Raw genomic sequence first — 17543 nt, 5'->3', positions numbered from 1 at the left:
AGGAGACCGGATGCCGGGCGAGAATTTTCCTGGCGATAGGATCGTCAGCTTGGTCGATGAGCTCGAAGGGCTGATCGAGGAAGCCAAGCCGCCTTTCGGCAAGAACGCTCAGTTCAAGGTCATCGACGCCGACGTGTTCTTCAACATCCTCGACGAGATCCGCATGAGCTATCCCGAGGAGTGGCAGAAGTCCCGCCGTATCCTTAAGGAGCGCGAGGAGCTTATGGCTTCCGCCGCCGCTCAGGCCGATTCCATCATCGCTGACGCTCAGCAGCAGGCCCTCACTATTGCCGGTGAGCAGGAGATCGTCCGCCTTGCGCAGCAGCAGGCCGACGACATCCGCGATCGTGCCCAGCAGTACGAGCGCGAGACGCGTTATGCTGCCGAGGACTACGCAGAGCAGGTCTTTACGCACCTGGAGGAGAACCTCAAGAGCCTGACCGGCACCGTTACCCGTTGCCGTCAGCAGCTCAACGAGGGTGCCGCCCAACAGAACGGTCAGTGGTAATGGCTGAGTTCCCGAGCGTTACCGTCGATCTTTCCGAGCAGCTCGAGTTTCCCGGAGATTCGTATCCGCTGACCGGTAAGGTCGATGTCTCCACCTACACGGTGGGCGAGAAGGAGTACCAGCTTCAGGACGGCATCGACTACGACGTTGTCTTTACCAATGCCGGTACCGGTGTCTTGCTCACGGGCATGGTCCGCGCGCACGCCACCGGCGAGTGCGACCGTTGCCTGGAGCCCGCCTCGTTTGATATCGCCGGCGAGATCGAGGAGTTCTACCTCTTTGAGGAACCCGAGGATCCCGAGGCCTTCGAGGACGGCTACGAGCTCCTGGGTGAGGACCGTATCGTCGATCTGGGTGAGCCCATCAATGACGCGGTCGTTATGGACACCCCGTTTGTGGTGCTCTGCAAGCCCGATTGCCGCGGTCTGTGCCCCACTTGCGGCTGCAATCTCAACGTCGAGCAATGCGATTGCGCCGCCCAGGCAGAGGCAGAATGGGCCGCTGCCACGGAAAATCCATTTGCAGCATTGAAGAATCTCAAGCTTGATGAGTAAAACTGTGGTAGTATCGCTACTTGCGCGTAATCGCCACACTGGATAGTTCATAAGGAAGGTCACTATGCCCGTACCTAAACAAAAGCAGGGTCGTATCCGCACTCACACCCGTCGTTCCGCCAACATGAAGATCTCGGCTGCGGCTCAGTCCACGTGCCCCCGTTGCGGCGCTGTCAAGCTTCCGCACCACGTGTGCCCCAGCTGCGGTTTCTACAAGGACCGCGAGGTTATCGTTACCGAGTAACGGTATACTCTGGATGCGATGCCGTTCCAAATGGAACCACAATGGCCGGCTCAATGAGTCGGCCATTTTTGTATAAGGAGCATGTATATGAGTAACGTTCGCGTTTGTGTAGACGTTGTGGGCGGAGACGAGAAACCTCAGGTCGTTCTCGATGGTATCGAGGCTGCGCTTGCCGCCGATCCCGATATCGAGGTCTTGGCAGCTGGCCCCGCCGAAATCGTCAATCCCTTTGCCGCCTCCCATGCGCGCATCGAGGCCCTGGAGGCACCCGACGTTATCGCCATGGATGACGATCCCATTCGCGCCGTGATGACCAAGCGTAAGTCGTCGATCGTGCTTTCTTGCCGCGCCATTAAGAAGGGCAACGCGGATGCGTTCTTCTCCGCCGGCTCGACCGGTGCCATGACCGCCGCTGCCACCGCCTACGTGACGCCGTTTAGGTATCAGGCCGAAGGCAAGAAGCAGCCGGTGCGTCCGTGCCTCACCAATGCGTTGCCCAATCGCGCCGGCGGTCTGACGGTGCTGTGCGACATGGGTGCCAACCCCGATGTGGAGGTCGATGACATGGTGCGTTTTGCTCAGATGGGTAGCGCCTATGCCCGCGTCGTCCTGGGCATCGAGCATCCCCGCGTGGGCCTGCTTGCCAACGGCACCGAGGACGAGAAGGGCTCCAACTTTACCAAGGCCTGCTTCCCGGCCATGAAAGCCGCCGTTCCCGGCTTTGTTGGTAACTGCGAGGGCACCGATCTTACGTCGGGCAATTTTGACGTCGTGGTCGCCGACGGCATGTCGGGCAACATCGCGCTCAAGGCCACCGAGGGCGCTGCCAAGTTTTTGCTGCAGGAACTCAAGGGTGCCTTTATGGCCTCGCTCGGCACCAAGATCGCCGCGCTGCTCATTAAAAAGCAGATGCGCGAGATTAAAGCCAAGCTTTCGGGCGACGCCAAGGGCGGCGCGATTCTTTTGGGCCTGCGCGGCGTGGTCCTGATCGGCCATGGTGCCACCTCGGTCGAGGCTGTTAAAAACGGTACGCTTGCGGCGGCCGAAGCCGTGCGCGCCGGGCTGGTCGAGAATGTCGCCAACTCTATGGACGGTATCGTTTTATAAGAGCGAGTTAGAGTGCTGTTATGTGCTTCGCGGCGCACGTCGTGGGGTAGAATCAGAACCGTGTCTTGGTACCGCCCGGGCGGTACCATTCTTTTGGTATTCATGCACTATGAGAGGAAGCGCTATGGACCGCTCCGAAATCTTCGACAAGATCGCCGAGGTCGCTGCTGACGTTCTGGGCGTCGATGTTGCCGAAATTAGCGATGAGACCACCTTTGACGACCTCGATGCCAACTCGCTCGAGCGCCTGCAGCTGGTTACGGCTATCGAGGACGAGTTCAACCTCGAGATCGATGACGAGACCCTTCTCTCGCTCAACTCTGTCGCCGACGCCGTCGACGCTATCGAAGCTGCCAAGGAGGCCTAAGTCTTGGCTTTATCCGACCGACTTACGCGCGCCCAGGAAATCTTGGGCCACGAGTTCAACAATAAGGTGCTGCTGCGCGCGGCGCTTACGCATCCCTCGGCAGTCGAGGGCCAGCCGGTTTCTGCCAGCTATGAGCGCCTTGAGTTCTTGGGCGATTCCATTTTGGGCGCTGTGGTCGCACGCTCCCTGTTTGAGTCCTATCCGGAGTTTGACGAGGGCAAGCTCACACGCCTGAAGGTGTCGCTTGTCTCGGGCGCTACGCTGTCCGAGGTTTCTCACGAGCTGGGCATCGACGACATCATCATCTTTGGTGCCTCCGAGACCGGTACCGGTGCGCGCGGCCTGCATTCGGCCCTCGAGAACGTCTACGAGTCGCTCGTGGGCGCACTGTACCTGGATGCCGGCTGGGATGCCGCAGCGGAGTTTATCCATCGTACGCTTAAGCCGCATTTGGCTTCCGAGCGTGCCGAGCATCCCGCGAACCCCAAGTCGTTTTTGCAGGAGTGCGTGCAAGCCGACGGTCACGAACCCCCGGCGTACAAGCTCGTTGGCTCCGAGGGCCCGGCGCATGCGCCCACCTTTACCGCCGTGGTGTTGATCGATGGTATTCGTCAGGGTCGCGGCTCCGGCTCCTCAAAGAAGGAAGCCGAGGGAGCCGCCGCGCTCGAAGCGCTCGACCGCATGGGTTATACCACCAACGGCGTGATTCTGAACAAGAAGCACGTGTAAGCGAGGAACCGTGTATCTCAAGTCCCTCACGCTCAAAGGGTTCAAGTCGTTTGCCGACCGCGCCCATATGACGTTTGAGCCGGGCCTGACCGTCATCGTCGGTCCCAACGGCTCGGGAAAATCGAACATCTCTGACTCGATTCTGTGGGTCCTGGGCGAGCAGAGCGCCAAGCAGCTGCGCGGCCAGGCCATGGAGGATGTCATCTTCTCGGGCTCGTCAGCGCGCAAGCCGGTGGGTGTCGCCGAGGTCACGCTTGTGCTCGATAACTCGGACCATATGCTGCCCGTCGATTTTGACGAGGTCGCCATCACCCGTCGTATGTATCGCTCGGGCGAAAGCGAGTACCTCATCAACTCGAGCCCGTGCCGCCTGATGGACATTCAGGACATCTTGCACGATTCGGGCCTGGGCAAGGATACACATTCCATCATCAGCCAGGGCAAGCTCGATGCCATCTTGCAGAGCCGCCCCGAGGAGCGCCGTGCCCTCATCGAGGAGGCCGCCGGCATCTCCAAGCACAAGCGCCGCAAGGAGCGTGCGCTCAAAAAGATTAAGTCGATGGACGAGCACCTGACGCGTGCCCGCGACATCAATAAGGAAATCGCCCGTCAGCTGCGACCGTTGGAGCGTCAGGTCGATCGCGCGCGCAAGTACAAAGAGCTGTCCTCGCGTGCGAACGAGCTTACGCAGATGCTAGCCGTCGACGAGCTGCGTTCGCTGCAGTCGCAGTGGAACGACCTGGAGAGCCGTTCCAAGGAAGGCGCCGCCGAGCTGGAGCTTGCGCAGTACCGCTTGGGCGAAAAGGAGCGCGAGCTCGAGAAGCTTCAGGTCATGCTCGAGGAAAAGGGCCTGTTTGTGGGCGACCTGGGCGAGCAGCGCCGTCATATGCAAGATGTGGTCGGCCGCATTAACTCCGACATGCGCCTGCTCGAGGAAAAGGGCCACAACATGGTGTCGCGCCTGTCTGACATGCGCGGGCAGATTTCGAGCTCCGAGCATCAGCGACGTCGCGTGTTCGAGGAGCTCGAGGACGCGCGTGCGCAGCTTGAGGAAGTGATCGGTGCGCACATGCAGGCCCAGGAGGACGTCGACGCCGCTGGTCCTGCCGCCGCTGAGCTCCACGAGCGGCGCGTGGCGCTCGACAATCAGATTTCGCAGCTTACGCGTGAGCAACGCGATGTGCAGCGCGTGGCCGATAACGCCGCGCTCGAGCTTGCCAAGGTGAAGGACTCGCTGAGCAATGCCGAGGTCGAGGACAACATGTATGCCTCGCGCCTGGAGCAGATTGACGAGCAGCTCGAGGAGGTCATGGCCTCGCTCGAGAGCCGTCGCGACCGCGCCGAGGAGCTTGAGGGCGCTCTTGAGGAAGCGCGCCAGGCTCAGGTTGATGCGCGTGAGGCCACCGAGACGGCACGCGCGGCCCTGAAGGACCTGCGTGCCCGCGAGAGTGAGGCGCGCAACAAGCTATCCGAGGTGCGCTCGGAGCTTGCCAGCCAAAAGAAACTCGATGCCCGCATGGCCGACAGCTCGCCGCTCGTGAGCCGTCTGGTGGGTGCGCTGGGCGACGATGTCTTGGGTCGTCTGGGCGACGTGCTGGAGGCCCCGCGCGAGCTTGAGGGCCTGGTTGAGCAATTGCTCGCCGGCGATATCGATGCGCTGCTGTTTGATGACGCCGCCACGCTTGAGCGTGCCGGTCGTGCGGCTCTGGACCAAAAGAAGGCCTCGGGCGAAGCACTGCTGGTGGCGCGCGGCGTGAGCGGCTCTACCGCCGCTGAGGGCGCTGCCGGTACCCGCCTGGTTGATCGTCTGTCCGTGCGCGCAGGCTACGGACCCGTCGTCGAGGCGCTGCTCGGCGGCTATTACGTCGTTGACGATCTTGCTGCCGCGCTGTCGGCGCCGGTCGTTGAAGGCGTGACTTACGTGACCCCCGATGGCGCCCGCGTCGCCTGCGGCGGCCTGGTGCGCGTGGGGCTTGATGCCGGCGAGGCTTCGGGTGCCTTGGAGCGCAAGCGCCGCATCCGTGAGCTCGAGGGCCTGGAACCCGATCTGGCTGCCATCTTTGAGCATGCTTCGGACCAAGTCGTTGAGGCCAACGCTGCCGTCGAGGAGGCCCGTGCCGCCGAGGGCGATGCCGCCGGTGAGATCGCCCGTCTTGAGGGCGAGCGCCGCTCGCTGCTTTCCGAGATCGGCCGCTTGGAGCAAAGCGCCAACAATGCCGAGGTCGAGCGCGTGCGCATCTCCAAGCGCCGCGAGCAGGCCTCCGAAGCCGTTCGCGCTGCGCGCCCGCGCGTTGACGAGCTCACCCGTTCGCGTGACGAGGCCCGCGCGCAGGCAAGCGATCTGGGCTTGCAGATTTCTGAGGCCAACGACGAACTCGGCCGCGTTCGCCGTGACGATTCCGAGGCTGCCGGCAAGCTCGCCGACGCCAAGGTTCGCCTAGCCCAGACGAGCGAACGCCTGCGTTCGCTGAAGGGCCGCGTGCCCGACCTGGAGCATCGTCTTGAGGGCATCGACCGTCGTATCCGCGGAACACGCCAGGCCTCGCGCTCGCTCGAGCTGCTGCGCCTGCGCGTCGATCCCATGCACGAACGCTATTCTGCCCTGTTGGAACGCGCGTCGGATTGGGCAGCGCGCCTGCGTGACCAGGCCTCTCTGGAGGAGGCGGACTCCGCTTCGCTCAAGAAGACCATCGAGGATGCCAAGGCAGAGGTTGCCCGCGCTAAGGAGCGAGTCGATACCGCCTCTGCCACGCAAAACGAGTTCAAGGTCGCGCGTGGCAAGCTCGAGGTGCAGGTCGAGGCTGCCATTAAGGCCATTACCGCCGATGGCACGACGGTGCTCGAGGAAGCGCTCATGCTTCCGGCGCCCACGGACCGCGATGCCGCCGAGCGCGAACTCAACCAGCTTGTGCGCCAGATCAACAACCTTGGTCCCGTTAACCAAGTTGCCATGGAGGAGTACGAGCAGCTCAAACGCCGCGCCGACTACATCGAGGAGCAGCTGGCCGATCTGGAGAGCGCGCGCAAGGCGCTCACCAAGATCACGGTGGCCATTGATCGCAAGATGCGCAAGGCGTTCCTGGTGACGTTTGAGAAGGTCGACGCGAACTTCCGCGAGATCTTCGCTATGCTCTTCCCGGGCGGCCAGGCTCATCTGGAGATGACCGATCCCGAGCATCCTGCCGAGACGGGTATCGAGGTCGTGGCGCAGCCGCGCGGCAAGCGCATCACCAAGATGATGCTCATGTCGGGCGGCGAGAAGAGTCTGACGGCGCTCGCCTTGCTCTTTGCCGTGTATCGCACGCGCACGGTGCCGTTCTATGTGCTGGACGAGGTCGAGGCGGCGCTCGATGACGCCAACCTGTCCAAGCTCATCGGCGCGCTCGATGTGTTGCGTTCCGATACGCAGCTCTTGGTTATCTCGCATCAGCGCCGTACTATGGAGGACGCTGACGTCCTCTATGGCGTCTCGATGCAAGCCGACGGCGTCAGTCGCGTCGTCTCGCAAAAACTCGATCGCGAAACCGGAAAGGTCGTGAATGCATAATGGGATTCTTCGATGCTCTCTCGCGCGGACTTGAGCGCAGCCGCGAGGCCCTCAACGAGGTCTTCTACTTTGGCGGCGAGGTCGACGAGGATTTTTGGGAGGACCTGGAGGACACCCTCGTAATGGGTGACATGGGCGCCGAGGTCGCTATCAAGGTCTCCGATGACCTGCGCGATGCCGCGGCCAAGAAGAACCTCAAGACCGCTCCGCAGCTTCGCCGCGCTCTGGCCGACCAGCTTGAGCAGCACTTTGTGCCCATCGAGCGCGATCCGTTCTCCGATACGCCGAGCTGCGTGCTGTTTGTGGGCATCAACGGTGCCGGCAAGACCACGACGGTCGGTAAGATCGCGAGCGCCATGGCTGCCCGCGGCAAGAACGTGGTGATCGGTTCGGCCGACACCTTCCGCGCCGCCGCCATCGAGCAGCTTGATGTGTGGGGCCAGCGCGCCGGCGTTCCCGTCATCAAGCGCGATCGCGGCTCCGACCCGGCAAGTGTTTGCTACGACGTGCTCGACGAGGCCGATAGGCGCGGCAGCGACCTGGTGCTCATCGATACCGCCGGCCGTCTGCACACGAGCCCCGAGCTCATGCGCGAGCTCGCCAAGGTGGTCAATGTGACCCGTAAGCGCGCCGCCAATATGGCCGCCGGTCCCATGCCGGTCTCGGTCGTGCTTGTGATCGATGCCGCGACGGGCCAAAACGGTCTGAACCAGGCGCTTGAGTTTAACGAGGCGCTTGGCCTGGACGGTATTATCATGACAAAGCTCGACGGCACGGCAAAGGGCGGTATCGCCATGGCCGTGGCCGAGAAGCTCAAGCTCCCGATCCTGCGCATCGGCGTGGGCGAGCAGGTCGATGACCTGCAGGAGTTTAATGCCAAAGATTTCTGCCGCGCCCTGGTGGGCGAGTCCAATTAAGGAGTGACTAGTGTTTGATTCCCTGAGCGATCGCCTCAACGACACATTTGACCGCCTGCGCGGCAAGGGTAAACTGACCGAGGCCGATATCACCTCGGCCATGCGCGACATTCGCATGGCGCTGCTCGAGGCCGACGTCAACTTTAAGGTCGTCAAGGAGTTTGTCGCCAAGACCAAGGAGCGCTGCATGACCGCCGAGGTCATGGAGTCGCTGTCGCCGGCGCAAAACGTCGTCAAGATCGTGCTCGACGAGCTCACCGAGATGCTCGGCTCCACCGAGAGCAAGCTCGTCTTTAGCAACCGCATCCCCAACGTCATCATGCTCGTGGGCCTGCAGGGCTCTGGTAAGACCACGGCGGCCGTAAAGCTTGCCTACCTGCTCAAGAAGCAGGGCCGCTCGCCGCTGCTCGCCGCTTGCGACGTCTACCGTCCCGCCGCTGCCGACCAGCTGGCCACGCTCGGCGGAGAGATCGGTGTCCCGGTCTTCCGAGGCGACGGTGCGCACCCGGTCGACATCGCCAAGGGCGCCATTCAGGAGGCCGTCGACCACCTGCGCGATGTGGTCATCGTCGATACCGCCGGTCGTCTGCAGATCGACGAGCAGATGATGCAGGAGGCCGTGGATATCAAGAAGGCCGTCAAGCCCGATCAGGTGCTGATGGTCGTCGATGCCATGACCGGCCAGGATATCGTCAACGTTGTCTCGACCTTCGCCGAGCGCACCGACTTTGACGGCGTGATCATCTCCAAGCTCGATGGCGACGCTCGTGGCGGCGGCGCGCTTTCCGTGCGCCAGGTGACCGGCAAGCCCATCAAGTTCGTGAGCATGGGCGAGAAACCCGATTCGCTTGAGCCGTTTTATCCCGATCGTATGGCCAAGCGAATCTTGGGCATGGGCGATGTTGTCGGCATCATCGAGAAGGCCCAGGAGGCGGCCGACGCCGAGCAGCTCGAGGCTGCCGAGCGTATGCTGCGCGAGGGCTTTACCATGAACGACATGCTCGACCAGATGAAGGCTGTCAAGAAGATGGGCGGCATGAAGGGCATCCTGGGTATGCTCCCCGGCGGCCAGCGCGCGCTCAACCAGATGGGCGGCAATTTGGACGAGGGCATCTTCGACAAGAACGAGGCCATCATCATGTCGATGACCAAGGAGGAGCGCCTGCGTCCCTCCATCATCAACGGCCAGCGCCGCGCCCGTATCGCCAAGGGCGCCGGCGTGACTCCCACCGAGGTCAATAGCCTTATGAAGCAGTGGGGCGAGATGAACAAGATGATGGGCCGCATGCGCTCGATGGCCAATCAGGCACAGGCCGGTGGCAAGAAGGGCAAGAAGGGTAAGAAGGGCAAAAAGATGCGCATGCCCAATATTCCCGGTCTGGATGCCATGGGCCTGGGCGGCATGGGCGGCCTGGGAATGGGCGGTCCTAAGTCCGATATGGACCTGCTGCGCCAGATGGAAGCGCAGATGCGCAATAAGAAGTAACGACTGGTTGAGTCGTGTATGGCGTAGGCCGCCTGGATGGTACTCCGGGCGGCCTACGCCGTTTGTTCGCAGGTTGTCGCACGCGCGGAAGCGTGTTGACGTCGAGGTGCTTGCCGCTAGTGGCAGCTGCAGCCCTCATGTCCGTCGTGGTCGTGATGGCCGTGGCAGCCGCAGGACTCGCCATGCTCGTGGATGTGCTCGTGATCATGTCCATGGCAGTCGCAGGTGGCCTCGCCGGTCTGTGCGAGCGTGCCGGCAATGAGGGCCTTGACGCAGGCATCGCAGCTGCCCTGGGCGCCCGCATAGACCGTGATGCCGGCTTGGGCAAGCGCGTTGATAGCGCCGCCGCCGATACCGCCGCAAATGAGCGTGTCAACGCCACCGTTGGCAAGCAGGCCCGCCAAGGCGCCGTGGCGGGTGCCACCGGTGCCTACGACCTGCTCGTTGAGCACCTTGCCATCCTGGATGTCGTAGATCTTGAACTGCTCGCTGCGGCCAAAGTGCATAAAGATGTTGCCGTTGTCGTACGTTGTTGCCACCCTCATGGTGCCGACCTCCTTTGCTGGCCATGCGGCCGTCGTCGTGGTGATGGGGGAGTACGCGATGTTGCCGCCTTCGATGACGATCGCCCGTCCATTGACCAGCGCGCTTGCCACCTTGCGATGCGCGCGACTGCTGATTGCCGCCACCGTGGCGCGGGCGATGCCCATGTGTAGGGCGACGGCCTCCTGATTGAGGCCCTCCAGATCGCACAGGCGCAGTACTTCGAGCTCATCGACCGTAATATCGATAGCGTCTCCGCTGGCAAGGCCATCGGGGGTAAAGCCGCGATATTCGGGGATGATCCCAACGCGGCGCAGTTTTTTGCGTCTTCCAGCCATACACTCTCCAAATCTGACATATGTCAACAATAGAATAGCGAACGTGCGGATTTGTGCAAGGAATTTCTGGCATATGTCAGAAAATGAGGGCTTATGTTTGGGCTGTGGGGCCGCGTGCGCCTGGGCTACAATGAATCTCGCTTGTAGGCGACTGACAGGAGGGTCAATGAGCAAAGCTGATCAACAGTTTGTAACCATGTGCCGCGATATCTTGGACCATGGCACCACCACCGAGGGCCAAAAGGTCCGCCCGGTGTGGGAGGACGGCACCCCTGCCTATACCATTAAAAACTTTGGCGTCACGGCGCGCTACGACCTGCGCGAGGAGTTCCCCGCGCTTACCCTGCGCCGCACGGCGCTCAAGTCCGCCATGGACGAGATCCTGTGGATCTATCAAAAGAAGTCCAATAACGTCCATGACCTCAACAGCCATATCTGGGATGAGTGGGCCGACGAGACCGGTTCCATCGGCAAGGCCTACGGATACCAGATTGGCCAGAAGAGCCATTATGCCGAGGGCGACTTTGACCAGATGGACCGCGTGCTGTACGACCTCAAGCATACTCCGTACAGTCGCCGCATCATGACCAACACGTATGTGTTTAGCGATTTGTCCGAGATGCACCTGTATCCGTGCGCGTACAGCGTGACGTATAACGTGACGCAGCGTCCGCAGGACGACAAGCCAACGCTCAATATGATTCTCAACCAGCGCAGCCAGGACATTTTGGCCGCGAACAACTGGAATGTGTGCCAGTACGCCATCTTGCTGATGATGGTCGCACAGTCGGTCGATATGATTCCGGGTGAGCTGCTGCATGTGATTGCCGATGCCCACATTTACGACCGCCACGTCGATATCGTCCGTGAGCTTATCGAGCGCCCGCAGTTTGCGGCGCCCAAGGTAACGCTGAACCCCGACGTGCACGATTTCTATGCGTTTACGACCGATGACCTGATCGTGGAGGGCTACGAGCACGGTCCGCAGGTCAAGAACATCCCCATTGCGGTGTAGGTGGTACTCATGACGTGTAAGCTTTCTGCCATTGTCGCCGTGTGCGATGACTGGGGCATTGGGTGCGAGGGCGACATGGTGGTGTCCAATCGCGCCGACATGCGCCATTTTGTGGCCTGCACCAAGGGCTGCCCGGTCATCATGGGGCGCAAGACGCTGCTGAGTTTTCCCGGTGGGCGTCCACTCAAGAACCGTCGCAATATCGTGCTTACCCGCGACGAGGATTTTGCTGTCGAAGGCGTCGACGTGGTGCATAGCATCGACGAGGCGCTCGCCGCGGTTGCCGATGAGCCCGTTGCGTGGGTGATCGGCGGCGGCGATGTCTATCGGCAGTTTTTGCCGTATTGTGCCGAGGCCGAGGTCACGCACAACCACTGCGTCCATCCCGTGGACACATATTTTCCCAATTTGGACGCCGACCCCGCGTGGGAAGTTGTGCGGCGCGAAGGGGTTGCCACGATTTCCGCGGGCGAGGGTGACGAAGGCCTCGATTATGAGTTCGTGACGTATCGTCGCGTTGATGCGTAAATCTCCTGGTGTGAACGGTATCATCGGGTTGATTGAATGTATGGGGCGGCGCTTAGCGTCGCCTCGTTTGGTATAGATGTGCTGTAAAGAAGGGTGCGGGCAGGCTGCTATGACTGATGCCGTTGAGGTTCTGCGAATTGATTCGCTCGAGGACGAGCGGCTCGATGCCTACGTGCGACTGACCGAGCGCGAGCTGCGCTGCGTGCTAGAGCCGCAAAAGGGCATCTTTATCGCCGAGAGTGCCAAGGTTATTGAGCGCGCGGTGCGTGCCGGATACGAGCCGGTGAGCTTTCTTTTGGGCGAACGCTGGCTCGACCAGATGATGCCGCTGTTTGAGCGTCTGGTTGTGCGCGAGGGCGCAGGTCCGGTTCCTGTGTTCGTGGCTTCCATGGAACTCATGGAGCAGCTGACGGGCTTTAACGTGACGCGCGGTGCGCTCGCGGCGTTTCGTCGCCCGCGGCAGATTCCGGTTGATGAGTTCTTGGGTGGCGTCGTCGAGGCGGCGGGGGAGCGCCCGGTGCGCGTGTGCGTGCTCGAGGGTATTGTCGACCACACGAACGTGGGTGCGATTTTCCGCTCGGCCGCCGCGCTCAATGTCGACGGTATTTTGGTCAGTCCGACGTGCTGCGACCCGCTGTACCGTCGCTCGGCCCGCGTGAGCATGGGCACGGTGTTTCAGGTGCCGTGGACGCGTATTGGCAGCGAGGCTCGTGTGTGGCCGCACGATGGCCTGGCGGCACTGCACGAAGCCGGTTTTTCGTGCGCTGCGATGGCGCTGACGGACGACTCCGTTTCGCTGGACGATCCTGCGCTGCAGGAGGTTGATCGCCTGGCGATCTTTATGGGCACCGAGGGTGCCGGCCTGGGCGCCAAGACTATCGCGGGCTGCGACCGAGCCGTGCGCATTCCGATGGCGCACGGGGTCGATTCGCTCAACGTGGCCGCGGCGAGTGCCGTCGCCTTTTGGCAGCTGTGCCCGCACGTGAGCAACGAGTATCACTACCAGCCGGGGCTGTATCACTAGGCAGATAGTTTGCACCGGGCTCTGACTCGGGGTGTTTCGGTCGACGTCGGTCGGTGCTAAGCTGCTATTAGCTTAGGTCTTTAATTACTGTTTTGTCGGTTGACGTACGCTTTTGGGGAGGGCGTGTGGCTAAGAAATCTACGGCTATCGATGTAACGCAGGGTGTTATTTGGCAGCAGCTGCTTTCGCTGTGCGTTCCCATCTTTTTTAGTTCGTTTTTTCAGCAGGCCTACACGCTTATCGGTACCTATATCGTCGGTCAGTTTGGCGGCAAGCTCGCGCTAGGTGGCATTCAAGCTACGATGGTGCTCACCGAGCTCTGCATTGGCTTTTGCGTTGGCGTCGGCGCCGGCTGCGCGGTCATTACCGGTCAGTATTTTGGTCAGCACGATGATGAGCGACTGAGTCGTTCGGTCCATACAGCCATGACGCTCGCGCTGGTGGGCGGTATCGCTTTCTCGATTCTTGGCATAGTGTTCGTTGAGCCCATGCTGGTGCTTATGAACACGCCGCATGAACTATTGGCCGAGGGCGTGGCCTATGCTCGCTGTTATTTTGCCGCGATGGTTGCGGCACTGCTGCTTAATATGGGAACCGCACTGCTGCGTGCCGTGGGCGACACGCGCGGCCCCGCCGTGATCATTGCCTCTGGCTGCCTGGTTAACGTGGTGCTGGATATCATTTTTGTCGCTGTGTTGCATATGGAGGCGCTGGGCTGCGGCATCGCGGTGGCGCTGACCATTTGCTCCAATGCAACGATGATCGTGTTGCGCATGATGCGCGCTCCGGGTGCATGGCGTCTTTCGCTGTCTAAGCTCGGTATCGATCGCGGTATTTGCAAGAGTATGATCTCGTGTGGTCTGCCACTCGGTTTTCAATCGGCTGCCTATTCGATCTCGAACGTGCTGATCCAGGTGTCGGTTAATTCGTTTGGCGCCGATGTCACGACTGCTTGGGGTCTATCTGGGCGCCTGGATGGCATTATCTGGATGGTGACCGAGGCGCTCGGCGTATCGATCACTACGTTCTCGGCGCAGAACTTTGGCGCGCGCAACTACGAGCGCATGCGCAAGGGCTACCATACGTCGCTCGTGCTGTCGTTTATGCTCATTGGTGGCCTGTCTGCCGTGCTGCTGGTGTTCTCGGGCCCGCTGTCGCGTTTGTTTGTCGACGATGCTTCGATTTCGGCGTACACCACGACTATCCTCCATTTCATTGCGCCGTTCTATGCGATTTTCTCGATTATCGAGAACGCCTCGGGTTCCATCCGCGGCGCCGGCGTGAGTTTGCAGCCTATGATGCTCACCATCTTTGGCACCGTTGTCTTGAGGGTGATCTGGGTGTTTGCGATCATGCCCTTCTATCCGTCGCTCGAGCATCTACTGCTGGTTTACCCCGTAACCTGGCTCATCACCGCAACCATGTTCACCATCTACCACCACAGCGGCAACTGGCTAGGTCGCGCCACCGCCTAGCTCATCCGTCAGATACCCCTGATAAGTTGCGGTGAAATAGTTCCTGAAAAGCCCTTGCGGACCGTCAAACAAGTACTATTCCACCGCAACTTCCTTATGAGCTGTAGGTGTTGGCGGAAAACGAATCAATTAGTATTCGATGCCTTGGCGGGCTAGGAGGCCTTCGTCGAAGTAGTGTTTGATGGGACGTATTTCGGTGACTAAGTCCGCGAGGTCGGCCAACGGCAGCAGCCCGCGGCCGGTGAGCACGAGTTCCGTGGTGGCGGGCTTTATCGCGATCAGCGCTTCGACATCCTCGCGTGTCACGAAGCCGCGGCGCATGGCCTCGCCGAGTTCGTCCAAAATCAGAACGTCGACCTGTGATATCTGCCTGCATGCGAGCTCCATGATCTGTGCGGCGCAAGCCTCGGGCGTGTCGCGGTCAGCTTGTACGATGCGCAGCCCCAGGCGCGGCGCGGCATCGTGTTCGGCGCAGTGCAGTTTCTTGGCAAACTGCAGCCTAAGAACGTCGAGCCCGTAGCCCGTCGCGCGCAGCGCGAGCCCCAGCGCAGCCGTCGTCTTGCCCTTGCCGTCGCCTGTATAGATTTGAACCTTGCCGACTTACAGTGATGCCATCTCTGTCCTTTCGTGCCCGGCGTCGGTTTATCGCCGTCCGGGTTGGGTATTCTAGAAAGCATTATCAACCCCAGTAGATGGAGTTCAAGCAGATGGAGATGGATGACAACAAACGTAGACGGAATATGATTCTCTACGTGCTCATCGCCTTCGTCGTCTACCTCGTGCTCTCGACCGTTCTGTTCCCCAACATCGGTCACACGCAGCAGATTACGAAGACCGATTACTCGACGTTTGTCAAAGCGCTCGATAAGAAGAGCGTCGACAAGGTCGAGTACAACACGGACGATTACTCGATTTATTACACCAAGAAGGGCGAGGACGAGAACATCGCCTACAAGACGACCGGTGTGCCGAATGACGCGGGCTTTACCGATCGCGTGCTTGAGTCTGGCGCTTCGCTGGAGTCGGTCGTTCCCGATAAAAACTCGGGTTTGATGACCTACTACCTGCTCACACTCATTCTTCCCATGGCGATTTTCTTCCTCATCGGTTGGTGGCTCAACCGCCGCATGAAGAAGGCTATGGGCGATGACGGCCCGTCGATGAACTTTGGCGGCGGCGGTTTTGGCGGCGGCGGACTGGGTAAGTCCGGCGCGCGCGTGATCGCCTCCAAGGACGTGGGCGTGACCTTTAAGGACGTCGCCGGTCAGGAAGAGGCCAAGGAGTCTCTCAAGGAGGTCGTCGACTTTCTGGAGAAGCCGCAGCGCTACGAGGAGATCGGCGCCAAGCTGCCGCGTGGTGCTCTCCTTGTTGGCCCTCCGGGTACCGGTAAGACCCTGCTTGCCAAGGCTGTTGCCGGCGAGGCCGGTGTTCCGTTCTTTAGCATTTCGGGCTCTGAGTTCGTTGAGATGTTTGTCGGTCGCGGCGCTGCTAAGGTTCGTGACCTGTTTAAGCAGGCCAAGGAAAAGGCACCGTGTATCGTCTTTATCGATGAGATCGATACCATCGGTAAGAAGCGCGATGGCGGCGGCTTTAGCGGCAACGACGAGCGCGAGCAGACGCTCAATCAGTTGCTGACCGAGATGGATGGCTTCGATAACCATAAGGGTATCGTTGTCCTTGCCGCAACCAACCGCCCCGACAGTCTCGATCCCGCTCTACTGCGCCCCGGTCGTTTTGACCGCCGCATCCCCGTCGAGCTGCCCGATCTGACCGGCCGCAAGAACATCCTCGAGCTGCATGCCAAGAGCGTGAAGACCGAGCCGCCGATCGACCTGACCGCGATTGCCCGCGCCACGCCCGGTGCCTCGGGCGCCGACCTGGCCAATATCATCAACGAGGGCGCCCTGCGCGCCGTTCGCGAGGGTCGCAAGCGTGCAACCCAGGACGACTTCGAGGAGTCGGTGGAGGTCGTCATTGCCGGCCAACAGCGTAAGTCCACGGTGCTGTCCGACCACGAGAAGCAGGTCGTTTCTTATCACGAGATCGGCCATGCCATCGTTGCCGCTCGCCAGAAGGGCTCTGCGCCGGTCACGAAGATCACCATCGTGCCGCGCACGAGCGGTGCTCTTGGTTATACCATGCAGGTCGAGGAGGACGAGCGCTTCCTGACGACGCGCCAGGAGGTCTTGGACAAGCTCGCTGTCTATTGCGGTGGCCGCGCAGCCGAGGAGCTCATCTTTGGAGAGATGACGACCGGCGCCGCCAACGACATCGAGCAGGCCACCAAGCTCGCCCGTAATATGGTGACGCGCTTTGGTATGTCCGACGAGTTTGGCATGATGGCGCTCGGTACCGTGCAGAACGCGTATCTCAATCAGGACACGTCGCTCACCTGCGCCCCCGGTACGGCCGAGCGCGTGGACGCGATTGTCGCCAAGCTGATCGAGGATGCGCACGACCGCGCTTTGCAGATTCTGAAGGAGAACAAGTTTAAGCTCCACGAGCTGGCTCGTTATCTGTATAAGAAGGAGACCATCACGGGCGAGGAGTTCATGAACCTCCTCACGCGCGAGAATCCGCTGATGCCCAAGCAGCAGTAAAGCCGCGGCCGAGCCAGTAAACGCCGACGCCCCATTTGAGCAGCTTTCTCAAATGGGGCGTTTTGCTTGAGAGGGATGGAAATGAAGATCGTGGTGAGCGCCTGCTTGATGGGCGAGAGCTGCAAGTATAACGGGCTCGACAACTACCATCGCGAGTTGGTCGAGGCCTGCGAGCGTACAGGGACCGAGGTCCTCTTGGTGTGCCCTGAGGTCTTTGGGGGCCTGCCCACGCCGCGCAAGCCGTCCGAGATTGTGAACGGAGAGGTTCGTACCTGCGAGGGCATATCGGTCGATCGCGAATTTCGCCTGGGTGCCCAACGAGCGCTCGATATGTGCGAGCAGGCGGGCGGGCCGGAAGAGATCGCCGCGTGCATCCTGCAGGACCGTAGTCCCTCGTGCGGCGCGGGTCGCATCTACGACGGAACATTCAGCGGCACCCTTACGGCGGGCAACGGCGTCTTCGTTGATTTACTGCTCCGCCACGGTTATCGCGTGATCCCGGCTAGCGAGTTCGACCCCAGCATGCTGGAGCAATAAAAAACCACCACAAAGGTGCTGCTC

At 61.0% G+C, this 17543-nt stretch carries 17 protein-coding genes; 15 read left to right on the top strand and 2 right to left on the bottom strand.

Features of this window, described 5'->3' with window-relative positions:
* Positions 1–10: 10 nt before the first annotated feature.
* From I2F59_RS02970 to ffh, 9 genes are all read left to right on the top strand, one after another.
* On the top strand, positions 11–508 hold the full coding sequence (locus I2F59_RS02970; RefSeq protein ID WP_040358176.1) for an ATP synthase subunit B family protein: 498 nt from the start codon (positions 11–13) through the stop codon (positions 506–508).
* Entirely contained in the window at positions 508–1062 is a 555-nt protein-coding gene (locus I2F59_RS02965; protein ID WP_195503187.1) for a YceD family protein, read from the top strand. The genes I2F59_RS02970 and I2F59_RS02965 overlap by 1 nt, the downstream gene beginning before the upstream one ends.
* A gap of 64 nt (positions 1063–1126) precedes the next feature.
* Positions 1127–1306 (top strand): 50S ribosomal protein L32, encoded by a 180-nt coding sequence (gene rpmF, locus I2F59_RS02960; protein WP_022094017.1) that lies wholly within the window; start codon positions 1127–1129, stop codon positions 1304–1306.
* 87 nt (positions 1307–1393) lie between these two features.
* A complete protein-coding gene (gene plsX / locus I2F59_RS02955) occupies positions 1394–2413 on the top strand; it encodes a phosphate acyltransferase PlsX (RefSeq protein WP_195503186.1) in 1020 nt (339 codons plus the stop codon).
* Between the two features lie 124 nt (positions 2414–2537).
* A complete protein-coding gene (locus tag I2F59_RS02950) occupies positions 2538–2780 on the top strand; it encodes an acyl carrier protein (protein ID WP_006234023.1) in 243 nt (80 codons plus the stop codon).
* A 3-nt stretch (positions 2781–2783) separates the two neighbouring features.
* Positions 2784–3509: a ribonuclease III gene (gene rnc, locus I2F59_RS02945; protein WP_195503185.1), complete on the top strand. Its 726-nt coding sequence runs from the start codon at positions 2784–2786 to the stop codon at positions 3507–3509.
* Between the two features lie 10 nt (positions 3510–3519).
* Positions 3520–7056: a chromosome segregation protein SMC gene (gene smc, locus I2F59_RS02940; RefSeq protein ID WP_195503184.1), complete on the top strand. Its 3537-nt coding sequence runs from the start codon at positions 3520–3522 to the stop codon at positions 7054–7056.
* Positions 7056–7973 (top strand): signal recognition particle-docking protein FtsY, encoded by a 918-nt coding sequence (gene ftsY / locus I2F59_RS02935; RefSeq protein WP_195503183.1) that lies wholly within the window; start codon positions 7056–7058, stop codon positions 7971–7973. Before smc ends, ftsY begins: the two co-directional genes overlap by 1 nt.
* Before the next feature lie 10 nt (positions 7974–7983).
* A complete protein-coding gene (gene ffh / locus I2F59_RS02930) occupies positions 7984–9459 on the top strand; it encodes a signal recognition particle protein (protein WP_195503182.1) in 1476 nt (491 codons plus the stop codon).
* Positions 9460–9575: 116 nt separating this feature from the next.
* On the opposite strand, the gene I2F59_RS02925 is transcribed toward ffh, so the two are convergent.
* Complete coding sequence (locus I2F59_RS02925) at positions 9576–10340, bottom strand: DUF134 domain-containing protein (protein ID WP_195503181.1); 765 nt, start codon at positions 10338–10340, stop codon at positions 9576–9578.
* A 166-nt stretch (positions 10341–10506) separates the two neighbouring features.
* On the opposite strand from I2F59_RS02925, the gene thyA reads away from it, so the two are divergent.
* The 4 genes from thyA (at position 10507) to I2F59_RS02905 (ending at position 14382) form a co-directional block, all read left to right on the top strand.
* Positions 10507–11355: a thymidylate synthase gene (gene thyA, locus I2F59_RS02920; RefSeq protein WP_055309513.1), complete on the top strand. Its 849-nt coding sequence runs from the start codon at positions 10507–10509 to the stop codon at positions 11353–11355.
* 9 nt (positions 11356–11364) lie between these two features.
* Complete coding sequence (locus tag I2F59_RS02915; protein ID WP_195503180.1) at positions 11365–11883, top strand: dihydrofolate reductase; 519 nt, start codon at positions 11365–11367, stop codon at positions 11881–11883.
* Between the two features lie 109 nt (positions 11884–11992).
* Entirely contained in the window at positions 11993–12907 is a 915-nt protein-coding gene (locus tag I2F59_RS02910) for a TrmH family RNA methyltransferase (RefSeq protein ID WP_195503179.1), read from the top strand.
* A 125-nt stretch (positions 12908–13032) separates the two neighbouring features.
* Positions 13033–14382 (top strand): MATE family efflux transporter, encoded by a 1350-nt coding sequence (locus tag I2F59_RS02905; RefSeq protein WP_195503178.1) that lies wholly within the window; start codon positions 13033–13035, stop codon positions 14380–14382.
* Positions 14383–14511: 129 nt separating this feature from the next.
* On the opposite strand, the gene I2F59_RS02900 is transcribed toward I2F59_RS02905, so the two are convergent.
* Positions 14512–14967, bottom strand: a complete 456-nt coding sequence (locus tag I2F59_RS02900) for a cob(I)yrinic acid a,c-diamide adenosyltransferase (protein ID WP_271802638.1) — start codon at positions 14965–14967, stop codon at positions 14512–14514.
* A gap of 122 nt (positions 14968–15089) precedes the next feature.
* Between I2F59_RS02900 and ftsH the strand changes: the two genes are divergently transcribed.
* Positions 15090–16982 carry an ATP-dependent zinc metalloprotease FtsH gene (ftsH, locus tag I2F59_RS02895; RefSeq protein ID WP_171021520.1) on the top strand — a complete coding sequence of 631 codons (1893 nt, stop codon included), beginning with the start codon at positions 15090–15092 and terminating at the stop codon, positions 16980–16982.
* An 81-nt stretch (positions 16983–17063) separates the two neighbouring features.
* Positions 17064–17519 carry a 2-thiouracil desulfurase family protein gene (locus I2F59_RS02890; RefSeq protein WP_138112401.1) on the top strand — a complete coding sequence of 152 codons (456 nt, stop codon included), beginning with the start codon at positions 17064–17066 and terminating at the stop codon, positions 17517–17519.
* Positions 17520–17543: the final 24 nt, after the last annotated feature.

Source organism: Collinsella aerofaciens, assembly GCF_015556945.1.
Taxonomy (GTDB): Bacteria; Actinomycetota; Coriobacteriia; order Coriobacteriales; family Coriobacteriaceae; genus Collinsella; species Collinsella aerofaciens_AO.
This window is presented reverse-complemented; position numbering and strand designations above follow the sequence as displayed.

Bases quoted from the DNA above. Each gene is read 5' to 3' on its own strand.
- plsX (WP_195503186.1), top strand. From the start codon at position 1,394: ATGAGTAACGTTCGCGTTTGTGTAGACGTTGTGGGCGGAGACGAGAAA.
- thyA (WP_055309513.1), top strand. From the start codon at position 10,507: ATGAGCAAAGCTGATCAACAGTTTGTAACCATGTGCCGCGATATCTTG.
- I2F59_RS02970 (WP_040358176.1), top strand. From the start codon at position 11: ATGCCGGGCGAGAATTTTCCTGGCGATAGGATCGTCAGCTTGGTCGAT.
- I2F59_RS02965 (WP_195503187.1), top strand. From the start codon at position 508: ATGGCTGAGTTCCCGAGCGTTACCGTCGATCTTTCCGAGCAGCTCGAG.
- I2F59_RS02890 (WP_138112401.1), top strand. From the start codon at position 17,064: ATGAAGATCGTGGTGAGCGCCTGCTTGATGGGCGAGAGCTGCAAGTAT.
- ftsH (WP_171021520.1), top strand. From the start codon at position 15,090: ATGGAGATGGATGACAACAAACGTAGACGGAATATGATTCTCTACGTG.
- I2F59_RS02925 (WP_195503181.1), bottom strand. From the start codon at position 10,340: ATGGCTGGAAGACGCAAAAAACTGCGCCGCGTTGGGATCATCCCCGAA.
- rpmF (WP_022094017.1), top strand. From the start codon at position 1,127: ATGCCCGTACCTAAACAAAAGCAGGGTCGTATCCGCACTCACACCCGT.
- I2F59_RS02950 (WP_006234023.1), top strand. From the start codon at position 2,538: ATGGACCGCTCCGAAATCTTCGACAAGATCGCCGAGGTCGCTGCTGAC.
- ftsY (WP_195503183.1), top strand. From the start codon at position 7,056: ATGGGATTCTTCGATGCTCTCTCGCGCGGACTTGAGCGCAGCCGCGAG.
- I2F59_RS02915 (WP_195503180.1), top strand. From the start codon at position 11,365: ATGACGTGTAAGCTTTCTGCCATTGTCGCCGTGTGCGATGACTGGGGC.
- I2F59_RS02910 (WP_195503179.1), top strand. From the start codon at position 11,993: ATGACTGATGCCGTTGAGGTTCTGCGAATTGATTCGCTCGAGGACGAG.